15 protein-coding genes and 2 pseudogenes are annotated in these 21124 nt (G+C 71.5%); 10 read left to right on the top strand and 7 right to left on the bottom strand.

Going from position 1 to position 21124, the window contains the following annotated elements; all coding sequences use genetic code 11:
• Nucleotides 1-5: 5 nt before the first annotated feature.
• Nucleotides 6-779, top strand: a pseudogene (locus OG574_RS39610) (oxidoreductase); the annotation flags it as partial.
• A gap of 59 nt (nt 780-838) precedes the next feature.
• On the opposite strand, the gene OG574_RS39605 reads toward OG574_RS39610, so the two are convergent.
• The 3 genes from OG574_RS39605 to OG574_RS39595 all read right to left on the bottom strand — a co-directional run bounded on the left by OG574_RS39605 (nt 839) and on the right by OG574_RS39595 (nt 3946).
• Nucleotides 839-1093, bottom strand: a complete 255-nt coding sequence (locus tag OG574_RS39605; RefSeq protein WP_100598819.1) for a type B 50S ribosomal protein L31 — start codon at nt 1091-1093, stop codon at nt 839-841.
• A gap of 127 nt (nt 1094-1220) precedes the next feature.
• On the bottom strand, nt 1221-2768 hold the full coding sequence (locus OG574_RS39600; RefSeq protein ID WP_326777096.1) for a M81 family metallopeptidase: 1548 nt from the start codon (nt 2766-2768) through the stop codon (nt 1221-1223).
• On the bottom strand, nt 2765-3946 hold the full coding sequence (locus OG574_RS39595; protein WP_326777095.1) for an ROK family transcriptional regulator: 1182 nt from the start codon (nt 3944-3946) through the stop codon (nt 2765-2767). Before OG574_RS39595 ends, OG574_RS39600 begins: the two co-directional genes overlap by 4 nt.
• Before the next feature lie 262 nt (nt 3947-4208).
• On the opposite strand from OG574_RS39595, the gene OG574_RS39590 reads away from it, so the two are divergent.
• From OG574_RS39590 to OG574_RS39555, 8 genes are all read left to right on the top strand, one after another.
• A complete protein-coding gene (locus OG574_RS39590) occupies nt 4209-6086 on the top strand; it encodes a peptide ABC transporter substrate-binding protein (protein WP_326777094.1) in 1878 nt (625 codons plus the stop codon).
• Nucleotides 6083-7033, top strand: coding sequence for an ABC transporter permease (locus OG574_RS39585; RefSeq protein WP_326777093.1), 951 nt, complete (start codon nt 6083-6085; stop codon nt 7031-7033). The genes OG574_RS39590 and OG574_RS39585 overlap by 4 nt, the downstream gene beginning before the upstream one ends.
• Nucleotides 7030-7935 carry an ABC transporter permease gene (locus OG574_RS39580; protein ID WP_326777092.1) on the top strand — a complete coding sequence of 302 codons (906 nt, stop codon included), beginning with the start codon at nt 7030-7032 and terminating at the stop codon, nt 7933-7935. The genes OG574_RS39585 and OG574_RS39580 overlap by 4 nt, the downstream gene beginning before the upstream one ends.
• A gap of 27 nt (nt 7936-7962) precedes the next feature.
• Nucleotides 7963-10014 carry an ABC transporter ATP-binding protein gene (locus OG574_RS39575; protein WP_326777091.1) on the top strand — a complete coding sequence of 684 codons (2052 nt, stop codon included), beginning with the start codon at nt 7963-7965 and terminating at the stop codon, nt 10012-10014.
• 92 nt (nt 10015-10106) lie between these two features.
• Nucleotides 10107-11195: a WD40/YVTN/BNR-like repeat-containing protein gene (locus OG574_RS39570; protein ID WP_326777090.1), complete on the top strand. Its 1089-nt coding sequence runs from the start codon at nt 10107-10109 to the stop codon at nt 11193-11195.
• A 34-nt stretch (nt 11196-11229) separates the two neighbouring features.
• Nucleotides 11230-11907, top strand: a complete 678-nt coding sequence (locus OG574_RS39565; RefSeq protein WP_100598827.1) for a uracil-DNA glycosylase — start codon at nt 11230-11232, stop codon at nt 11905-11907.
• Nucleotides 11904-12950: an N-acetylglucosamine kinase gene (locus OG574_RS39560; protein ID WP_326777089.1), complete on the top strand. Its 1047-nt coding sequence runs from the start codon at nt 11904-11906 to the stop codon at nt 12948-12950. The genes OG574_RS39565 and OG574_RS39560 overlap by 4 nt, the downstream gene beginning before the upstream one ends.
• Nucleotides 12951-13082: 132 nt before the next feature.
• Nucleotides 13083-14033 carry a sirohydrochlorin chelatase gene (locus OG574_RS39555; protein ID WP_326777088.1) on the top strand — a complete coding sequence of 317 codons (951 nt, stop codon included), beginning with the start codon at nt 13083-13085 and terminating at the stop codon, nt 14031-14033.
• 85 nt (nt 14034-14118) lie between these two features.
• Here OG574_RS39555 and OG574_RS39550 read toward each other — a convergent pair whose 3' ends face one another.
• The 3 genes and pseudogenes from OG574_RS39550 to OG574_RS39540 all read right to left on the bottom strand — a co-directional run.
• Nucleotides 14119-15159, bottom strand: a complete 1041-nt coding sequence (locus tag OG574_RS39550) for a lactonase family protein (RefSeq protein ID WP_398378672.1) — start codon at nt 15157-15159, stop codon at nt 14119-14121.
• A gap of 195 nt (nt 15160-15354) precedes the next feature.
• The gene (locus OG574_RS39545; protein WP_326777087.1) at nt 15355-16764 is read right to left on the bottom strand and encodes a nitric oxide synthase oxygenase; all 1410 of its coding nucleotides are present in this window, start codon (nt 16762-16764) and stop codon (nt 15355-15357) included.
• Nucleotides 16765-17081: 317 nt separating this feature from the next.
• Nucleotides 17082-18233, bottom strand: a pseudogene (locus OG574_RS39540) (FUSC family protein); the annotation flags it as partial.
• 84 nt (nt 18234-18317) lie between these two features.
• Between OG574_RS39540 and OG574_RS39535 the strand changes: the two are divergent.
• The gene (locus OG574_RS39535; RefSeq protein ID WP_326777086.1) at nt 18318-19475 is read left to right on the top strand and encodes a tyrosine-type recombinase/integrase; all 1158 of its coding nucleotides are present in this window, start codon (nt 18318-18320) and stop codon (nt 19473-19475) included.
• A 26-nt stretch (nt 19476-19501) separates the two neighbouring features.
• On the opposite strand, the gene OG574_RS39530 is transcribed toward OG574_RS39535, so the two are convergent.
• The gene (locus OG574_RS39530; RefSeq protein ID WP_326777085.1) at nt 19502-21013 is read right to left on the bottom strand and encodes an FUSC family protein; all 1512 of its coding nucleotides are present in this window, start codon (nt 21011-21013) and stop codon (nt 19502-19504) included.
• Nucleotides 21014-21124: the final 111 nt, after the last annotated feature.

The raw sequence follows: 21124 nt of genomic DNA, 5'->3' as shown, positions 1-21124 counted from the left end.
ACTCACTAACACTGGCGCACGCCGGCCGCAAGGCGTCGACCGACCGGCCCTGGAAGGGCGGCGCCCCGGTCGGCGCCGACGCCCACGGCTGGGACTCGGTCGCGCCGAGCCCCCTCGCCTTCGACGACAGGCACCCCGCCCCGGCCGAGCTCACCGTGGAGCGGATCCGCGAGATCGTCGGCCAGTTCGCCGACGGCGCCCGCCGCGCCCTGGACGCGGGCTTCGACGTCGCCGAGATCCACGGCGCGCACGGCTATCTGATCGGCCAGTTCCTCTCGCCGCACTCCAACGTCCGCACGGACGAGTACGGCGGCTCCTTCGACAACCGGGTGCGTTTCGCCCTCGAGGTCGTCGACGCGGTCCGCGAGGTGTGGCCGCAGGACAAGCCGCTCTTCTTCCGTATCTCCGCCACCGACTGGCTGGAGGAGAACGGCTGGACGCCCGACGAGACCGTGCGCCTGGCCACCCTCCTCAAGGAGCACGGCGTCGATCTGCTCGACGTCTCGACCGGCGGCAACGCGTCCGGCGTCCGCATCCCGGTCGGACCCGGCTACCAGGTCCCCTTCGCCGCGCGCGTGAAGGCCGAGACGGAGCTGGCCGTGGCCGCCGTCGGCCTCATCACCGACGTGGAGCAGGCCGAGAAGATCCTCGCCAACGGCGAGGCCGACGCCGTCCTGCTCGGCCGTGAACTGCTGCGCAGCCCGTCGTGGGCGCGCTCGGCGGCGCGCGAGCTGGGCGGGGACGTGCACGTGCCGGACCAGTACCACCGCTCGGTCTGAGCCCCAGCGGTACGGTCCGATCCCCCGGCGGTACGGCGGTCAGTCAGGTGCGCGGGCGGTCAGCCCTTGTCCTGCTCGCCGTACCGCTTCTCGAACTTGGCGACCTGCCCCTCGGCGTCGACCACCCGCGCCTTGCCCGTGTAGAAGGGGTGCGACTCGGAGGAGATCTCCACGTCGACGACGGGGTAGGTCTCGCCGTCGTCCCACTCGATCGTCTCGTCGCTGGAGGCCGTCGAGCGGGTCAGAAAGGCATAGCCCGCCGACCGGTCGCGGAACACCACGGGGCCGTAGCCGGGCTGTTTGTCCTGCTGCATCGTGTCTCCTTCAGCGCGCGGTTTCAGCGCACCGGCTCGTCGGCAGCCGGTACGGGCCTCTCCAGCCTCACCCGGAAGCGGCCGCTCCGCGACTCCGTCGGCCACCCGTCCGCAAGAGCACGCCCGCCTACAGGAGCACGGCCGTGAGGTCGGGGCCCGGCCCGTCCGCGTACGCGTCGTCGTCGAACGGGTACAGCGGCCGCTCGACCCGGTGGTGCCCCAGGCGCAGGAGGTCCTGGTCGACGCCGCCCGGGGTGAGGGCGAGCAGCCAGTCGGCGGCCATGTCGTGGAGTTCGGGCTCCAGATAGCCGATCTTCACGACGACCAGGTCGTACGTGCGCGGGTCGACGCCGAGGCCGCCCTCGGCGGGGCCCATGAAGTCTGCGAGCGTGTGGAACGGCTTGCGGCGCTCCACGAGGACGACGGTGAGTCCGCCGACGCGCACGGCCGCCATGTCGACGCCGCGGTCGTAGGCGCCGCCCTCGGCCCGGTCCTTCTGCTCGGTGGCGCGCTGCAACGCCGTGACAGTACCGGTGAGTTCGTACGGTCCGCCGTGGCCGGCGTCGACCTTGCCACCGACGCTCAGCGTCACCTCGGAGCCCACTCCCGCCTCGAAGCAGCGGGCCACGGCGACCGGGTCGGTGATGCCCGGGTGCACGGCTGTGACCTCGCCCGTGCGGATGGCGTCGTTGGCGAGGAGCTTGCCCAGCATGTACGCGAGGTCGCCGGCGCCGCCCGCGGTCGGGTTGTCGCCGGAGTCGCTGATGAGGAAGGGGCGCTTGTCGGAGGCCACCGCCCTCTCGATGCACTCCTCGGCGCTGCCGGTGGGGCCGACGAAGACGAAGTCCCTGCGGGCGTCCCAGTAGCGCCGGGCGAGCTTCTCCGCCTCCGCGGCGGCGAGTTCGGCGTCGTCGCCGGTGACGACGATGGCGGCCTTGCAGCGCGGCTCGTCCGCCCAGGCGTAGCCGACCCACATCGCCGCGTCGAGGATGCCTGGAAGCTTCTCCATCTCGGCGAGCGAGGCGTACAGGGACCTGGCGGGTTCGAGGCGGGTACTGGTCTTCTCGCCGGGCAGCAGGACGGGCACCTGGACCCAGGCGCGGTGCGGGCGCGTGCCGTCGCGCAGGCAGCGTACGAGATTGCGGGCGGCGCGCTCGCGGGTGTCCCACGCGTCCTCGTGCGGGGCGAGGCGGTGGGCCGTGAGCAGGTCGCAGGGGTGGGCGAAGCGGCGCGACACATTGCCGTGCAGGTCCATCGCGGCGGACAGCAGGGGGCGGGTGCCGTGCGCGTCGAGCGCGGCGCGGACCGCGTCCGTGAGGTCGCCCTCGGCGTCGGTGAGGCCGATGACGCTCATGGCGCCGTGGATGTCGTAGACCATGCCGTCGAGGGGGCCCGCCTCGCGTATGCGGGTGACGAGTTCGTCCTTGAGGACCAGGTACGACTCCGCCTCGACCGGGCCGCCGGGGAGCGAGGTCGCGTGCAGCAGCGGCACCCACTCGACCACGTCGGCGAGGTCGGAGTCGGGCCTGGTCCAGGTGTAGCGGTCGAGGAGTTCCTGGCCGCGGGTCTGCCGGAAGTCGTCCGTGGTGGAGCGGTGCGGGCAGAACGTGGAGGACTCGATGCCGATGCCGCCGATGCCGATGCGCAGGCGGCGTGCGGGGGCCGTGCTGGTCATGCTGAGGCGCTCTCTTCCTGGGGGACGGGTGCGGTGGGGAGGTTGTGGCGCAGGGCGGTGAGTCCCGCGCCGAGCAGTCCTGCGTCGCGGCCCGTGACCGTCGTGGTGATCTCCAGGTCCGACGTCGCGAGCGGCAGGCAGCGCTCGTACAGGACTCCGCGCACGGCGGCGACCAGGGGCTCGGCGGCGGCGAGCGCGCCGCCGAGGGCCACGGCCTGCGGGTTGAAGAAGTTCACGACCACGGACAGGACCGTGCCGATGTGCCGGCCCGCGGTGCGGACCAGCGTGGTGGCCTGCGGGTCGCCGTCGGCGACGAGCTGGAGGAGCTCGGTGGTGGAGGCCACCTCGACGCCCTGCCCGGCGAGTTCGCGGATGAGCGCGGCGCCACTGGCGACCGTCTCCAGGCAGCCGATGTTGCCGCAGCTGCACGGGCGGTCCTGCGCGGCCTCCACACGTACGTGGCTGATGTCGCCGGCGCAGCCGTTGGCCCCGTCGTGCGGACGGCCCGCCGAGATGATGCCGCTGCCGATGCCGCGGCCCGCCTTCACCACCACCATGTGGTCGAGGTCGGGGCGGGCGGCGCGGTGCTCGCCGACGGCCATCATCGTGGCGTCGTTCTCCACGGTGACGGGCAGGCCGAGGCGTTCGGCGAGGACGTCGCGCAGCGGGTAGCGGTGCCAGCCGGGCATGCGGGACGGGCTCAGGACTCGGCCCTCGCCCGGCTTGACCGGGCCGGGGAAGCCGACGCCGAGCGCGCGCACGGTGCGGCCCGCCTCACGCTGGCGCGCGGCGAGTTCGGCGACCTGGCCGCAGAGCCAGTCGACGGCCGACTCCGGCCCCACGGTGATGTCGTGCGGCAGGTCGACGGCGTCGAGGACGGTCCCGTCGAGGCCGATCACGCCGAGCCGCGCGTGATGGCTGCCGAGGTCGGCGGCGAGCGCGACGCCGCCCTGGGCCCGCACGCGCAGCAGGCGGGGGCGCCGCCCGCCGCGGGAGGCTCCTTCGCCGGACTCGGTGAGCACGCCCGCCGCTACGAGTTCCTGCACGCGCAGCGAGACGGTGGAGGGGGCGAGGCCCAGCTCCCGTACGAGATCGGCCCGGGAGGTGGCGGCGCCGGAGGAGACCAGGTGCAGGATGTGCTGCGCCGACCCCGGTTCACCCTGCGATGTGTCGGACATACGCCCTCTTCGTTGCTTGGTTGCTTGCTTCAGCGCGCTGGTTCGTTCGGCGGGCTCGTTCGCCTGGTTAGTTCGATCAGTTTCTTCGATTACAACTCGAACCCTAGGCGGAACCGAACCAAGTTCGCCATACCTCCAGGCCGAAGAACTATTTGCCGAATGAAGCTATTGACTTGGTTTTGCCGACCGGCCTAGCGTTCGGGCGCCGCCCCGTCGCACTCCGGTACGGGGCCGTCCCCCGTCCCCTTGGAGGCCCTCCGGCATGCGCTCATTCAGGTCAACGGCGGCCGCCGTCCTCGTCCTCGCGGCGGCGCTCACCGGCTGCACGCACGAGGGCGGCAGCATCGCCATGGGGCCGACCGGCGGCACCCCCGTGGAGGGCGGCACGGCCACGATGGCCCTGCCTCCCGCGGCCACGCCGAACTGGATCTTCCCGATCGGCGCGCCCGGCTACGGGGCCTCGTACAACTACGCCATCCAGACCCTGCTGTTCATGCCGGTCTACGACGCCGTGCAGCTCAAGGGCGAGCTGACCACGCACGGCCCGAGCACGCTCGGTCTCGAACCGAAGTACAGCGACGGCAACAAGACGGTGACCGTGCCGCTGCGCGAGGGCGTGAAGTGGTCCGACGGGAAGCCCGTCACCTCCCGCGACCTCGAGTTCTGGTTCAACCTCGTCAAGGCCGACAAGGCGGACTGGGGCAGCTATTCGGTCGGCACGATGCCGGACAACGTGAAGCGGTTCGAGGTCGTCGACGACCACACGGTGCGGCTGCACCTCGACCGGGCGTACAACCCGGACTGGTTCACGGCCAACCAGCTCACGCTGATGCGGGCCTTGCCCCAGCACGCCTGGGACGCCACGACCGACGGCGGCAGGGTCGGCGACCACGACCGCACCACCAAGGGCGCCAAAGCCGTCTTCGCCCGACTCACGCGGCACGCCAAGAGCCTCGGCTCGTACGGCAGCGACCCGCTCTGGACGACGGTCAACGGCCCCTGGAAGCTGGCAGGTTGGCGGGACAGCGGTCAGGTGACCATCGTCCCGAACGAGAAGTTCACCGGCCCCGACTCCGAGCGGCCGCACCTGGACCAGGTCGTCTTCAAGCCCTTCACCACCGCCGACTCGGAGTACAACGTGCTGCGCTCCGGCGGCGTCGACTACGGATACATACCGCCGTCCGTCATGGCGCAGAAGGCGAAGTTCGAGGACAAGGGGTACCGCGTCGATCCGTGGGAGGGCTGGGCGGCGACGTACATCGTCTACAACTTCAACTCCACCCACGCCGGGCCCCTGATGAGCCGGCTGTACATCCGGCAGGCGATGCAGCACCTCGTCGACCAGAAGGCGATGAGCGACGTCATCTGGCAGGGCAGCGCCACACCGACGCTCGGCCCGGTGCCGGTGACACCGAAGAGCCAGTACCTGTCCCCCGCCATGGCGAAGAACCAGTACCCGTTCTCCGTACGCACGGCGCGCGAGCTGCTCGCCGCGCACGGCTGGAAGACGCGCGACGGCATCGCGCGCTGCGCACGCCCCGGCACCGGCGACGACGAGTGCGGCGCCGGCGTCAAGGAGAACGCTCCGCTGGAGATGACCCTGCTCTCGCAGTCGGGCTCCACCGAGACGACGAACATGATGCAGGAGCTGAAGTCGTCGCTCAGCCGGGCGGGCATCGATCTGACCGTGCGTCAGCAGCCCCTGAACTCCGTGCTCGGCAACTCCGTGCCGTGCACCGCCAAGGCACCGGGCTGCGACTGGGACATGTCGTTCTTCGGTACGGCCGGCAGCTGGTACTACCCGCTCAACCCGAGCGGCGAGCAGCTCTTCTCCACGGGCGCCTCAGCCAACTTCGGCAACTACAGCGACAGAAAGGCCGACCGGATCATCCGGGCCGTGCAGTACTCGCCGGACATGAAGGCCGTGCACGAGTACGGCGAGTACCTCGCCGGGCAGCTGCCGGTGATGTGGATGCCGAACCCCGCGTACCAGGTGTCGGTGATCCGCAACGACCTGCGGGGCATCGAGCAGAACCCGACGGTCACGTTCGCGCCCCAGCACTGGTACTTCGTCAAGAACGACAAGCAGCACACGAACGACACGAACAACCAGCACGCCAAGAAGGGAGCCGCGAAGTGACCGGCTTTCTGGTCAAGCGCTTCCTGCAGGCCCTCGTCGTCCTGTTCCTGGTCTCGGTGATCGTCTTCACCCTCCTGCACCTGCTGCCGGGCGGCCCGGCCCGCGCCATCCTCGGCCCGAAGGGCACCCCGCAGCAGATCGAGCACTTCAACCACCAGCAGGGCTACGACCGTTCACTGCCGATGCAGTACGTGATGTATCTGAAGCGGCTGTTCACCGGCGACCTCGGCGACTCGTACAAGCTCAACTCGCCGGTCTTCGACCTGCTCAAGCAGCGCCTGCCCAAGACGCTGCTCCTGACGGTCCTGTCCACGGTCCTCGCCGTCGTCATCGCCGTCCCGCTGGGCCTGCTCCAGGCCGTGCGGCGCGGCAAGGCCTCGGACTACGCGCTCACGGGGCTCGCCTTCCTGCTGTACGCGACGCCCGTCTTCTTCCTCGGCCTCATCATGATCATCCTGTTCGCGCAGGTCATGCCGATCTTCCCGGCTGAGGCACCGCAGGGTGAGACGATCGGTCAACTCCTCGGCGACTTCACAGGGTTGATCCTGCCGGTCGTGACGATGGCCTTCGGCATCGTGGCGATGTTCAGCCGCTACATGCGCTCCGCCGTGCTCGACAACCTCACCGAGGAATACGTCCGCACGGCCATGGCGAAGGGCCAGTCCAGCCGGCGGATCATGGTCAGGCACGTCCTGCGCAACGCCCTGATCCCGCTCGCGACCCTGCTCGGGCTCTACCTCCCGACCCTGTTCAGCGGCGCTCTCGTCGTCGAGTCGATGTTCAACTACCCGGGCATGGGGCTGCTGTTCTGGAACGCGGCCCAGGGCTCCGACTTCCCGGTCCTCCTCGGCGTGACCCTCGTCGTCGGCATCGCCACGGTCCTCGGCTCGCTGCTCACCGACATCCTGTACGCCGTCCTCGACCCCCGGATCCGGAGCGTGGCATGAGTACGTCCGCCGTCCTTCCCGTCCAGCCGGGCCAGGAGGAAGCCGCGCAGGCCACCCCCTCCCTCGCCCGCCGCACCCTGCGCGTCTTCACCGGCAACAAGCTGGCCCTGACGGGCGTCGTGGTCCTGCTCCTGCTGCTGGCCTTCTGCTACCTGGGCCCACTCGTCCACCCCACCGAGCAGATCCACACGGATCTCGCGCAGGCGAACCTCTCCCCCGGCACCGCCGGACACCTCCTCGGCACCACCGACCTCGGGTACGACCTGCTAGGCCGGCTCATGGTCGCCGGGCGGACCTCGCTCGAAATCGGCCTGGCGGCAGGCCTGTTGGCGACGCTGTTCGGCACCGTGTACGGGGCGGTCGCCGGGTACTTCGGCGGCTGGGTCGACGCCGCGATGATGCGGGTCACCGACGCGGCGCTCGCCATCCCCGCGATGTTCCTGCTCGTCGTGGTCGCCGCGATCATCACACCCAGCAAGGGCGTCCTCATCCTGATCATCGCCGGGGTCGCCTGGCTCTCCCCCGCCCGCCTGGTGCGCGGCGAGGCGCTGTCGCTGCGCAACCGGGAGTACGTCCAGGCCATGCGGATGATGGGCGGCGGCGGCATACGGGCCGTGTTCAGGCACATCGTGCCGAACGCGATCGGAACGGTCATCGTGAACTGCACGTTCCAGATCGCCGACGCCATCCTCTACGTCAGTTATCTCGCGTTCCTCGGGCTCAGCATCCCGCCGCCGTCGGCCGACTGGGGCTCGCTGCTGTCCGCCGGCATCACCTATACGCAGAACGGCTACTGGTGGCTGATCTTCCCGCCGGGCATCGCGATCGTGCTGGTCGTCGCCGCGTTCAACTTCATCGGCGACGGGCTGCGTGACGCGTTCGAAGTACGGCTGCGGAAGTAAGGGACCGAGGCATTGAGGAAGACAGACATGACCGAGCCCCTGCTCAGGATCGACGACCTGCGCGTCGACATCGCCACCCGCGACCGCACCGTCCACGCCCTCGACGGCATCTCCCTCGACCTGGCCGCCGGTGAGGCGCTCGGCGTCGTCGGCGAGTCCGGCTGCGGCAAGACGATGACGGCGCTCAGCGTCCTCGGACTGCTGCCGCCCGGCGGCCGGATCACCGGCGGGCGTGTCCTGTTCGACGGAGCGGACCTGGCCGCCGCGCCCGCCCCCGTCCTCCAGGACGTACGCGGCAACACCGTCGGCATGGTCTTCCAGGACCCGCTGACCTCGCTCAACCCGACCATGACGATCGGCCGGCAGGTCGCCGAGCCGCTCCTCCTGCACCGCGGCGTCTCCCGCAAGGAGGCCTGGGCACGGGCCGAGGAGACCCTCCGGCTCGTCGGCATGCCGCAGCCCGCCGAGCGCATGAAGGCGTATCCGCACCAGCTGTCGGGCGGCATGCGCCAGCGCGTCGCCATCGCGATGGCGCTGGTCTGCGAGCCGAAGCTGCTCATCGCCGACGAGCCGACGACCGCGCTCGACGTGACGACCCAGCACCAGATCCTGGAGCTGATCGACGACCTGCGCGAGCGGCTCGGCATGGCGATGATCCTCGTCACGCACGACCTCGGCGTCATCGCGAACCGCGTGGACCGCGTCGCCGTCATGTACGCCGGAAAAGTGGCCGAACAGGCCGACGTACGCGACCTGTTCGCCCGGCCGCGCCACCGCTACACGGAGGCCTTGTTCGCGGCGCTGCCGGAGCGGGCGGGCGACGGCGGTACCGAACTGCACACGATCCCCGGGCTGCCGCCGAACCTGACGGTGCGTCCGGAGGGCTGCCGGTTCGCGCCGCGCTGCCTGTTCGCCACGGACGAGTGCCGCGCCCAGGAGCCGCCGCTCGCCGACGACGAACTACGGGGAGGGGAGCACCGGTTCGCCTGCTTCCACCCCGTGCCCGACGTGTCCGAGGGCGGCGAGACGTCCGGCATCATCGCCCCCGCCGCCATCCCCGCACAGTCGGCCCCGGGCGCGCCGCTTCTCGAACTCGACGGTCTCGTCAAGGAGTTCCCGCTCAAGGGCGGCCCGTTCTCGCGCAGCCGCGGCACGGTCAGTGCGGTGGGCGGGGTGTCGCTGACCATCCGTAAGGGCGAGACGTTCGGCATGGTCGGCGAATCCGGGTGCGGCAAGACGACGCTGGGCCGGATCGTCGCGGGCCTGGAGGACCCGACGGCCGGTTCGGTGCGCTTCGGCGGAGAGGACCTCGCGGGCCTCACGCGGGCGGGGCGCCGGGCGCACCGCCGCCGGATCCAGCTCATGTTCCAGGACTCGACCGCGGCCATGGACCCGCGGATGCGGGTCGGCGAGATCCTGCGCGAACCCCTCGTCATCCAGGGCGTCGGCAGCCGCGCCGCGCAGGAGGCGCAGATCGACGGGCTCCTCGACGCCGTGGGGCTGCCGCGGGGCGCCGTCCACCGCTATCCGCACGAGTTCTCCGGAGGCCAGCGCCAACGCCTCGGTCTGGCACGGGCGTTGACGCTGTCGCCCGATCTGGTGGTCGCCGACGAGCCGGTGTCCGCGCTCGACGTGTCCGTGCAGGCGCAGATCCTCAACCTGATGCGGGAGCTCCAGCGCGAGCGCGGCCTGACGTATCTGTTCATCTCGCACGACCTCGCGGTGGTGCGCTATCTCGCCGACACCGTGGGCGTGATGTACCTCGGCAAGCTCGTCGAGACCGGTCCCGCGGAGGAGGTGTACGCGCGGCCGCTGCATCCGTACACGCGGGGTCTGCTCGACACCGTCAACGTGCCCGATCCGTCGGCCGCCGCCGGCTCCGGGGCTCCTCTCACAGGTGAGACGCCGTCCGCTGCGAAGCCTCCGTCGGGGTGCCGGTTCCGCACCCGCTGCCCGCTCGCACAGGACGTCTGCGCCGAGGTCGAGCCGCCGGTCGCGGCGCCGCGCGGAGCCGGCCACCAGGTGGCCTGTCACTTCCCGCTGCCGGTGCCGGAGGAAGCGGCCGCCCAGCCGGTGTGACCTGCGACGACACCAGCTCTGGGGGTGACTGTCAGTGGTCGGGTGCAGACTGGGCCGTACCTGAGACAACGGCGTCCTCGGAGGTGTCCGGCATGACTGAAGTGCTGCTGACGGTTGGCACGCGCAAGGGGCTTTTCATCGGCCGCAGGCGGGGCGGCGGCGCGTGGGAGTTCGACGAAGGCCCGTACTTCAATTCGCAGGCCGTGTACTCGGTGGCGATCGACACGCGGGGCGACGTCCCACGGCTCCTTGCGGGCGGGGACAGTGCGCACTTCGGCCCGTCGGTCTTCCACTCCGACGACCTGGGCCGTACGTGGACCGAGCCGTCGCACCCCGCCGTCAAGTTCCCGAAGGACACGGGGGCCTCGCTGGAGCGCGTGTGGCAACTGCATCCGGCCGCCGCCGAGCGGGACGTGGTGTACGCGGGCACCGAGCCGGCAGCGCTCTACCGCTCCGAGGACCGGGGCGAGACGTTCGATCTCGTGCGTCCGCTGTGGGAACACCCGACGCGGTCGAAGTGGGTGCCCGGCGGTGGCGGTGAGGGCCTGCACACGGTGGTCACCGATCCCCGTGACGCGAGCGCGGTGACGGTCGCGGTGTCCACGGCCGGGGTGTTCCGCACACGGGACGGCGGACAGAGCTGGGAGCCCGCCAACTCCGGGGTCTCCGCGGTCTTCCTGCCGGATCCGAACCCCGAGTTCGGCCAGTGCGTCCACAAGGTCACGCAGGACGCGGCCGACCCGGACCGCCTCTACCTCCAGAACCACTGGGGGGTCTACCGCAGCGACGACGGCGGCTCCCGGTGGAACGACATCGGAGCGGGCCTCCCCTCGACGTTCGGCTTCGCCGCCGCCGCGCATCCGCACCGCGGGGACACGGCGTACGTGTTCCCGATCAACGCCGACTCGGACCGCGTGCCCGCCGAGAGGCACTGCCGCGTCTTCCGTACCGAGGACGCGGGCAGGTCCTGGGAGCCGCTGACGGCGGGGCTCCCGCAGGGCGATCACTACGGGACGGTGCTGCGCGACGCTATGTGCACGGACGACTCCGACCCGGCGGGCGTGTACTTCGGCAATCGCAACGGCGAGGTGTACGCGTCGGCCGACGACGGGGACAGCTGGCGGCAGTTGGCCTCCCACCTGCCGGACGTGCTGTGTGTGCGAGCGGCCGTGGTCGGTTGATCGGCCCGTCCGTCACGGCAGTAGGGTGACGCCCGTGGCACCACGACCCTTGCACGAAATCGTAGAAGCCGGCTGGGCCAAGGCCCTCGAACCCGTCGCGGGACAGATCACCGCCATGGGCGAGTTCCTGCGCGCGGAGATCGCCGCGGGACGCACCTACCTCCCGGCCGGGGCGAACGTGCTGCGCGCGTTCCAGCAGCCGTTCGACGAGGTGCGGGTCCTGATCGTCGGCCAGGACCCCTATCCGACGCCGGGACATGCCGTCGGACTCTCGTTCTCGGTCGCGCCCGAGGTGCGGCCGCTGCCCGGCAGCCTCATCAACATCTATCGCGAGCTGAACACGGACCTGGGCCTGCCCCAACCGTCGAACGGCGACCTGACGCCCTGGACGCAGCAGGGCGTGCTCCTGTTGAACAGGGCGCTCACCACAGCCCCGCGCCGCCCCGCCGCACACCGCGGCAAGGGCTGGGAAGAGGTGACGGAGCAGGCGATCAGGGCGCTGGCCGCGCGCGGCCGCCCGCTCGTGTCCGTCCTGTGGGGCCGCGACGCCCGCAATCTGCGCCCGCTCCTCGGCGACCTGCCGTCCGTGGAGTCCGCGCATCCCTCCCCCATGTCGGCGGACCGCGGCTTCTTCGGCTCGCGACCGTTCAGCCGGGCCAACGACCTGCTGGCGCGGCAGGGCGGACAGCCGGTGGACTGGCGGCTGCCGTGACCCGCGGGCCCGCCGCTGCCGGGCCGGGCAGCGGAGGGAACCCTCCCGCGGGCCCCGAGTGGGTCCTCGGCGTCGACTCCGGTGGCTCCGGTCTGCGCGTGGCGCTCGCCGCCGCCGGGGACCTCACACGTCCCGAGACGACGGTGTCCCGCGAGCCCGTGCGGACCGGTGCGGCGGGCATCGACGCCGGGCATCTGCTCGCACAGATCCTTCCGATGGCCCGGGAGCTGCTCGCCCGTGTCGGCGACCGCGGCCCGGGCGTCCCGAGGCTGAGCGCGGTCGCCGTCGGCGCGGCCGGCATGGCCACGCTCGGCGACGGACTGCGGGCCGAGCTCCCGGACGCGCTCGCGGCCGAACTGGGCGTACGGCGGCTCGCGTTGGCCGCGGACGGTGTCACCGCGTACGCGGGCGCGCTCGGCCAGCGGCCCGGCGCGGTCGTCGCCGCGGGCACCGGCATGATCGCGCTCGGCACGGACCTCGGCACCTGGCGCAGGGCCGACGGCTGGGGGCATCTCCTCGGCGACTGCGGGGGCGGCGCGTGGATCGGCCGTGCGGGCCTGGACGCGGCGATGCGGGCGTACGACGGACGGCGCGGGGGCTCCGCCGCGCTTCTCGCCCTGGCGGAGGAGCGGTTCGGCCCGGTGGCCGGGCTGCCCGCACGCATCTATCCGCGTACGGACCGTCCCGCCGTCCTTGCCTCCTTCGCGCCGGACGTGGCCCGCGCCGCACTCGACGACTCCGTCGCCGCCGGAATCCTGCGCGCGGCGGCGGGCCATATCGCCGAGGCGGCGGCCGCGGTGTGCCCTGCGGGCGACGGCAGTGAAGTGGCGCTCACGGGCGGCCTGTTCAAGACGGGCGAGCCGCTGCTCGCCCCGCTCCGTGCCGAGCTCGCGGAGCAACTCCCGTACGCCGAGGCCGTGTCGGCGACCGGCGACCCCCTGCACGGTGCGCTGGTGATCGCCGCCGCGCTCGCGCTCGACGGCCTGCTCCTACCGTGCGACGGCCGCCTCCTCCACGTCCCCCGGGAGGATGCCGGCCACTGAGGGCGGCCCGTGCGCCCCCTCTGACCTGGACAGTTGAGCCATTCGTCACCGAAAGGATAAATCCGGACGGATACCGCTCAGCTGCCCCCTCCCCGAGCAAGGGCGACCCGCGAGCCAGTAGCATGCGGCGGCATGAGCTCCCCCACTGGGCCTGCATCCGGCCTGCCTGTACGAATGCCGCGACCCCGTCAGCCCGGTCGGCACCGCCGCCCGGAACCCGTGGCCGCCCCCGAGGGCGCACCCGCACTCGTCCTCGCGGTGCCCGGCACGCCCAGCAGCACCTCGCGCAGCCTCGCCGAAGAGGTCGTGAGCATCGCCCGCTCCGAGCTGCCGGGCCTCGACGCCCGCATCGGATACCTCGACGGTGACGACTCGGAGGCCGCCGAGGCCTCGGCCTTCGCCGAGTTCCCCTCCCTGCGGGCCGTGCTGTCGCGCGCCGCGAAGGAGCGCACCGCCCGTTTCGAGCAGGCCCGTGCCGCGGGCGCCGACGTCGCGGAGCCCGACGGACCGGTCGCCGTGGTCGTGCCCCTGCTCGCGGGCCCGGACAGCGCGCTCACGCGCCGTATCCGGCAGGCCGTGATCGACAGCCGTACGGCCGCCGAGCTGACGGATGTCCTCGGCCCGCACCCGCTGCTCGCGGAGGGCCTGCACGTGCGTCTGTCGGAGGCGGGCCTGGCCCGTGCCGACCGCGCCCGGCTGTTCACGGTGGCGACCGCCGCCGACGGCATCATCCTCGCCTCGGTCGGCGGCGACGAGGCCGTCCAGGCGGCCGGGATCACCGGCATGCTCCTGGCCGCGCGTCTCGCGGTGCCGGTCATGGCGGCCGCGCTCGACGAGGAGGGCGCCATCGCGGCGACCGCCGAGCAGCTGCGCGGCTCCGGCTCGCAGCAGCTGGCGCTCGCGCCGTACCTGATCGGTCCGGAGATAGACGCCAGCCTCCTCCAGGCGGCGGCGAACGAGGCGGGCTGCGCGTCCGCCGAGTCGCTGGGCGCCTACCCGGCGATCGGCAAGCTGGCCCTGTCGAAGTACGCGACGGCGTTGGGCATCGCCCCGCAGCAGCCGCAGGGCGCGCCGGCCCGCTAGCGGACCAGGCACGTACACAGGCACCGGATACGGGCCCGAACCCCCATGGGGCCGGGCCCGTCTCCGTATCCGCTGTGGAACGGTCTCAGCCGAAGATCACGCAGGACGCGGCGGGCGCCTCGATGGAGCCGCCGCGGCGCGGGAGGCCGGTCTCGCGGTCCACGGAGAACCAGGTCACGTCGCCGGACCGCTCGTTCGCCGCGTACAGGAAGCGGCCCGAGGGGTGCAGGGCCAGGTCGCGTGGCCAGTCGCCGCCGCAGGACACGGTGGCGCGCAGTGTGGGGCGGTCGCCGTTGGCGTCGAGGGCGAGGACGGAGATGACGTTCGCGCCGCGCGTGGCGGTCCACAGGAAGCGCCCGTCGGGCGCCACGACGACCTCGGACGGGAAGGCGTCGCCGTGTGGCGCGTCCGGCAGCACGGAGATCTCCCCGAGCGGCTGCAGGGCGCCCTCGGCGGCGTCCCACTGGCAGACGGTGACGGTCGGCGTGAGCTCGTTCAGGATGTACGCGCGGTCGCCGCGCGGGTGGAACGCGAGGTGCCGAGGCCCTGAGCCGGGCCGCAGCGCGACCTCGCGGTGGACGTCCAGGCTTCCGCCCTTCATCGAGCAGACGCGTACGGAGTCGGTGCCGAGGTCCACACTGACGGCCCAGCGGCCGCTGGGGTCCGGCACCACCTGGTGGGCGTGCGGGCCCTGCTGCCGCTTGGGGTGGGTGCCCGAACCCTCGTGGCGCAACACGTCGGCGGAGTCGCCGTCGAGGGTGCCGTCGGCGCGCAGCCGTACCGAAGTGACGCTTCCCGAGCCGTAGTTGGCGGTGAGTACATGGCCGTCGTACAGGGCGAGGTGGGTGGGGCCCGAGCCGCGGACGGGGACGCCGCGCCCGGCGAGTTCCGGCTTGCCGTCCCCCGTGCGGAACGCCGCCACGGCCCCCTCGGCGGTCTCGCTCACCGCGTAGAGGAAGTCACGCGCGGGCGAGAGCGCGAGGTACGAGGGGTCAGGGAGCGTGTCGACGGCGCTGAGCACGGTCAGTGAGCCGCTGTCCATGTGGACGGACGCGGTGACGATCCCGGAGCCTCCCGCGGCGGTGAAGGATCCGATGTACGCCCGTCCGCCCTGCCTGTCGCCCACGCGAATCCCCTTGCGCCGGATGCACGGTGAGCCCGGTGCTCGCCGTCCGTGCGGCCGACGGTAGCAGCGGCTCCAGGGCCTTTCGTTTGGATCAGGCCGGATCAGGGAGCGGGGTCATGGGGTTCCGCCTGCTCGAGCGCAGCCGTGAGCTCGGGGAGTCGGCCACCGACGACAACGCCGCAGATGGGCGTGGCCCTAGACCAAGAACTCGCCGGACGCTCTGGCGAGCGCCTCGGGATGCTGCACGTACGCCGGCGTGCGCTCCGTGGTGTCGTACGTGCGGTGGAAGACGGGGGTCGCCGAGCCGGAGATCGGCGGCACGATCCAGGACCAGTCGGCGCCCACGGTGCGGCCCTTGCGCTCTTCGCGGTCGAGGTGGGTGAGGAAGCGCCGGGACTCGGTGTGATGGTCCGTGACGGTGACGCCCGCGCGGTCGAAGGAGAACAGGACGGCGCGGTTCAGCTCGACGAGGGCGCGGTCCTTCCACAGGGACCGGTCGCTGGTGGTGTCGAGGCCGAGGCGTTCCGCGATGCGCGGCAGGAGGTCGTAGCGGTCGGTGTCGGCGAGGTTGCGGGCGCCTATCTCGGTACCCATGTACCAGCCGTTGAAGGGGGCGGCCTGGTAGCAGATCCCGCCGATCTCCAGGCACATCGTGGACAGGGCCGGCACGGCGTGCCAGCGCAGGCGCAGCCCGGCCCACCAGTCGTGGTCCTCGTGCTCGATGGGCACTTCGAGGATCGCGTCGGGCGGCAGGTCGAAGCAGCGCGGCTTGTCGTCGGTGCCCTGGACGATCAGGGGCAGTACGTCGAAGGGGGTGCCGTCGCCGCCGCGCCAGCCGAGGCGCCGGGCGAGCGCGGTGAGGCCTTCATTGCGCGGGTCGCCGACGATGCGGCCGTCACGCTGGACGTACCCCGCGTACCGGATGAGCTGTTCGTTCCAGATGCGGGGCCCCGGGCGGTCGGGCGCGTCGGGTGCGAAGACGGTGATCAGAGGACGGATGCGGCCGCCTTGCGATGCCTCGCGCAGATGGTCGGTGCAGGCGGCCGCGATGTCCTCGGCGGCGGTGAGGTGGCGGCGGTCGCGGACGTGCAGGGAGTTCCAGTAGAGGCGGCCGATGCAGCGATTGGCGTTCCGCCAGGCGACGCGGGCCCCGAAGGTGAGCTCGCGCTCGGTGTGGCGATACGTTCCTGTGTCCGCGATCTCGGCGTATGCCTCCGCGAGGCGGGCGGCCGGGTCACCGAGTCGCTCCTCGGCGTGGTGGGCGCGGATGAAGCCGGAGGCGGCGGGCCAGAGCTCTGGGGTGCGGGGGGCTGGGTCACGGGCGTCGGGGCCGCGGGAGTCGAAGCTGCGGGGGTGGCCGATGCCGGCGGGGGCGGAGGCGTGTCGGCGGGCGGCGCCCTCCGGGCAGCGATCGTGCCGCTCCTGGAAACCTCCGCCCCAGGTGACGGCTCCGTCTCCACTCGCGACTCCGTCCAGCGCCGCGCCGACATCCCTTGCCTCGCGATCCCGGGCCTCGGCTCCGTCCCAGGCCGCGCCTCCGTCTCTCGCCTCGGCTCGGTCCAGCCATCCGGCGGGCCCGTCGGTTCGCTGCGGTGTATCGGGCATGGCGCACTCCCAGGGGGTCCCCGGCCGCGGGCCCTCCCGCGGGGCCGCGCACTCCGTGCGTCCACATGATGCCGCTGCGTCACCCTTCCGGGGGCCGATCCGTCGTCTACGTGACAGGCGAATCCGCCCCGGAACGCGCCGGACCGTCCACCTCACGGGGCGTTGCCGCAGGTGGGACGAGTGACGCAGGGCCGCGGCCGTACGCGCGATCAGACTCCGAGGAGAGGGGGGCGCACAGAGCAGTACTGGGGCGCGAATTGCACAGCGCGCGCCCCTCAGGAGGGCCCCGCCCCTCGGCAGACCCGCGCCGCGAGGGCTCAGGCGCTGACCGGCACGCGGTTGGATCCGCGCAGGGGAACGGCGAGTTCGAGCAGGGCCTGCTCCAGGGCGTGGAGATGCGCCAGCACGGGTTCGCCCTCGACGAGCTGCGGCAGCGTCGCGGATTCGGTCCGGCGACGCGCTCCGCCCGCCGGCGTGTCCGTGAGCGCCTCGACGGCTGTCTCCACGCGCCAGCAGGCCGCGGCGAGCCGCGCGTCGTGCGAGGCCTCCGGGTCGGCGACCACGGAGGCGAGCCCGCGCACCTCGCGCGCACAGTCGTCGAGCAGCGCGAGTACGTGCCGGGCCCGGCCCATCCGCGCCCGCATCGGGCTGAACGGATGCACCAGCGGCGCGAGCGAGAGCCGCACCCTGCCGAGGATCGACTCCAGCTCGGCCACACGCCGGGCCGGGTCGGCCGTCGGTGAACCGGCCAGCCGGGCGGCGGCCTCGGCGGTGCAGGCGTGCACGCAGCGCAAGGCACGTTCGACCCACGCGTCGGTGACGGAGTGCGTGGTCACCGGCAGCACGAGCAGTACCGCGAGCACGGCGCCGAGCGCCCCGACGGCGGTCTCGCCGACCCGCAGGGCCAGCAGCGCCGGGTCGAGCACGCCGAGCAGCCCGTACAGCATGCTCGCCATGACGGTGACGGCGAGCATCATCCACGTGTACGAGACAGCGGCGGCGTAGAAGATCCCGAACACGCTGAGGGCGACGATCACGGCGGCCGCGACGGGCTGGTCGTGCAGCGGCACGGCCACGGCGAAGCCGAGGACGATGCCCAGCACCGTGCCCAGGAACCGCCGGAACCCGCGCACCACGGTCTCCCCGCGGGACGTGGTGTTCACGAACACCCACCACGTGGCGCCCACGGCCCAGTACCACCGCTGGTCGGACAGCACCTGACCGGCGGCGAGCGCGAAGCCGGCACCCGCGGTCGCCTGCACGGCCTGCCGCGTCGTGATGCGCGCGAGTCGGCTCCCGCCGGTGGGCGCCGCCACCGCCGCGGGCGCCGGCAGCCGGCGCTCGTAGCACCACAGCCCGAACCGCACGACGGACGCGGCAGCGAGCGAGAGGAGTACGGCGGCGTACAGCTCGGGGAGCTGTTCCGGCACGGTGTGCAGGAACTGCGCGGCGAAGAAGGTCATGAAAGCTGCTCGTTAGGCGCGGCCGCAGGTCAGCGCCATACTGACGCCCCTGGGGTCAGCAAAAGGTCAGCATGAGTACGGAGTCAGCACGTGGCCACCAAGACCCTCGCACGCGGGATGGGCAGCTTCTTCAAGGAGTGCGATTGCAAGGCACCGACCCGGTGCCTGCACCCCTACAAGATCCGCTACAGGGACGCGTTCGGCAAGCAACGTGAGGAGTCGGGCTACGCCACACAGGACAAGGCGACGGCCCGGCTCACGGAGATTTACCAGGCGAAGAAGGGAGCAGCGAAGGCAGGCCCCTCCGACGGAGAGAGGATCGCCCTCCAGACTCTTGAGGACTTCGCGTCCAACTGGATTCGGCACCGAGCACGCGGGCTCACGGACAATAGCGTCGAAAGCTACGAGCGGGCTCTGACGGTGCACATATTCCCCCGCCTGGGGTCACGCAAGATCGGCACCTTCACGGCCGACACCGTGGACGACTTCGTCGCCGACATGGCCCTCGACGGCATCGGCAGCGCGGCGCAGATGACCGCGTACAAAGTTCTGCGTCTGGCGATCAACTCGGCGCGGCTTCGCGGTGCCCTGGGCCTGGACCCGTTCATGGACGCCACTCCCCCGGACTACCGGCGCAAGGACATCCTCATCCCGTCCCTGGAGGAGCTCAACCTCATCAGGCAGCACGCACACGATGAAGACTTGCGCCTCGTAGTGGAAATGATGTCGTCATGTGGCCTACGAAACGGTGAGGCACATGCCACCAACATCAACGGGCTCGTCGCCGACGATGTCTACCGCATCAGTAATCAGATTCATGGGCGCCAGCGAATACCAGCACCGCTCAAGCACCGCAGCTGGGGAGAATTCCGCGAGACGCCACTGCCCGCAAAGACGCGAGCATTCTTGCTGCAATACGCGGAGACTCACGCCGCCGATGATCACGGGTACCTACTGACCAATGGCGGACGGGGAGGAGCCGGCGTCGGCGGCAGCCCGTACTACTGCGGGAATGCGTTTCGCAGTAAGTGGCGGAAGGTTCTGCGCTCAGCGGGTATCAAGGTGCCCTACACGATGTACGGCCTTCGCCACTTCTTCGCTTCCAATTGCCTCAGCATGGGCATCCCGATCACGGATGTCGCCGATTGGATGGGCCACAAGTCCATCGAGGTGACCTACCGCAGTTACCGGCACCTGATGCCGTCCTCTATCGGGAGGGCCGCGAGGCTGCTCAACACAGGTATCTGACCGATGCGCTGCACAGCCTCGTCGGCTCAGGCGCTCGACGAAACCTGACTGGTCCTGCGCAGGAGGACAGCGAGTTCAAGCAGAGCGTGCTCCAGGGCCTGGAGGTGGGCGAGCACGTGCTCGGCGCCTGTAGGTTCGGGAGCCGCCGCATCGTCGACGCGGACGCGCCGACGGACGGTCGGCGCGTCGGTAAGCGCCTCGACTGCGGCCTCTACCCGCCAGCAGGCAGCAGCAAGCCGCGCGTCGTGAGAGGCCTCCGGGTCGGCTGCTACCGACGCGAGCCCGCGCACCTCACGCGCGCAGTCGTCGAGCAGCACGAGCACCTGCCGAGCGCGCTTCTTGCGCGCCCGCATCGGGCTGAAGGGATGCACGAGCGGCGTGAGCGACAGCCGCACCCGCCCCAGGATCGCGTCCAACTCCGCCACGAGCGGGACTGGATCGGCGTCCGCGCTTCCGGCGAGCCGTGCCGCGGTCTCAGCCGTGCAGGCGTGCACACAGTGCAGCGCACGCTCGACCCATGCGTCGGTCACCGAGTGCGTGGTCACCGGAAGCACGAACAGCACTGCCAGCACAGCTCCGAGCGCGCCGACCGCCGTCTCGCTTACCCGTAGTGCAAGTAGCCCCGTGTCGAGCACCCCGAGCAGCCCGTACAGCATGCTCGCCATCACAGTCACCGCGAACATCATCCACGTATAGGAGACGGCGGCGGTGTAGAAGATCCCGAAGACGCTGAGCGCGATGACTACGGCGGCAATCATCGGCTCATGGTGCAGCGGCACAGCAACTGCGAAGCCCAGCACCACACCCAGCGTTGTTCCCAGGAACCGTCTGAAACCCCGCACCACTGTCTCGCCGCGCGAGGTCGTATTGACGAACACCCACCATGTGGCGCCGACTGCCCAATACCAGCGCTCGTCGGAGAGCACCTGCCCGGCAGCGAGCGCGAGCCCGGCTCCCACAGTGGCCTGCACGGCCTGCCGCGTCGTCATCCGACCGAGCCCGTTACCTCCTGTCGGCGCGGGCACCACAGCCGGCCCCGGCATCCGACGCTCGTAGCACCACGCCCCGAACCGCACTGCGGACGACGCAATCAACGACAGAAGCATGGCCCCGTACAGCTCGGGCAGCTGCGCAGGCACAGCGTGCAGAAACTGGGCTGCGAAAAGGGCCATAAAGGCGAACACGCCGAGCGAGTGCCCGCGCGGCCCCCAGCGCCGCGCGTACACCCCCACCCCTACGACAGTGAGGAACAATGCGTCCCGCGCGACAGGCACGTCATGCACCACGGCCGCGAGCGCAAGTACGGGCAACCCCACGACCGGCAGCAGCGCCGTCGTCACCGCCTGCCCACGTACCGTCGCATCCGTCACTGTGAACAGAGCGAGAAGCGCAGTCAGTCCCCCCGCGATGGCCGGCACCAGCGAGTGCCCGACCACGCCGCACAGCGTCACCGCGAGCCCGATCCCCAGCACGGCCCGGCTCGCGAAACGCAGCCGCATCCGACCCGGATCCGCCGCCACGAACACCCTCTTCAGCAATGTGCCCCGCCCCTTCCGTCGGCCGCCGTACGCGCACACGACAATGGCGCCGCGGAGACCCTTTAAGGACCGCAGCGCCATTGACGCATCCATCTCAGCATCTGTACGACT

The organism is Streptomyces sp. NBC_01445, from assembly GCF_035918235.1.
Lineage (GTDB): Bacteria > Actinomycetota > Actinomycetes > Streptomycetales > Streptomycetaceae > Streptomyces.
The sequence above is the reverse complement of the archived record's forward strand: the minus strand, read 5'-3'. Positions and strand labels throughout refer to the sequence as shown.

Coding starts and splice junctions, on each gene's coding strand:
- OG574_RS39605 (WP_100598819.1), bottom strand. CDS start 1,093: ATGCAGCAGGACAAACAGCCCGGCTACGGCCCCGTGGTGTTCCGCGAC.
- OG574_RS39600 (WP_326777096.1), bottom strand. CDS start 2,768: ATGACCAGCACGGCCCCCGCACGCCGCCTGCGCATCGGCATCGGCGGC.
- OG574_RS39595 (WP_326777095.1), bottom strand. CDS start 3,946: ATGTCCGACACATCGCAGGGTGAACCGGGGTCGGCGCAGCACATCCTG.
- OG574_RS39590 (WP_326777094.1), top strand. CDS start 4,209: ATGCGCTCATTCAGGTCAACGGCGGCCGCCGTCCTCGTCCTCGCGGCG.
- OG574_RS39580 (WP_326777092.1), top strand. CDS start 7,030: ATGAGTACGTCCGCCGTCCTTCCCGTCCAGCCGGGCCAGGAGGAAGCC.
- OG574_RS39575 (WP_326777091.1), top strand. CDS start 7,963: ATGACCGAGCCCCTGCTCAGGATCGACGACCTGCGCGTCGACATCGCC.
- OG574_RS39570 (WP_326777090.1), top strand. CDS start 10,107: ATGACTGAAGTGCTGCTGACGGTTGGCACGCGCAAGGGGCTTTTCATC.
- OG574_RS39555 (WP_326777088.1), top strand. CDS start 13,083: ATGAGCTCCCCCACTGGGCCTGCATCCGGCCTGCCTGTACGAATGCCG.
- OG574_RS39545 (WP_326777087.1), bottom strand. CDS start 16,764: ATGCCCGATACACCGCAGCGAACCGACGGGCCCGCCGGATGGCTGGAC.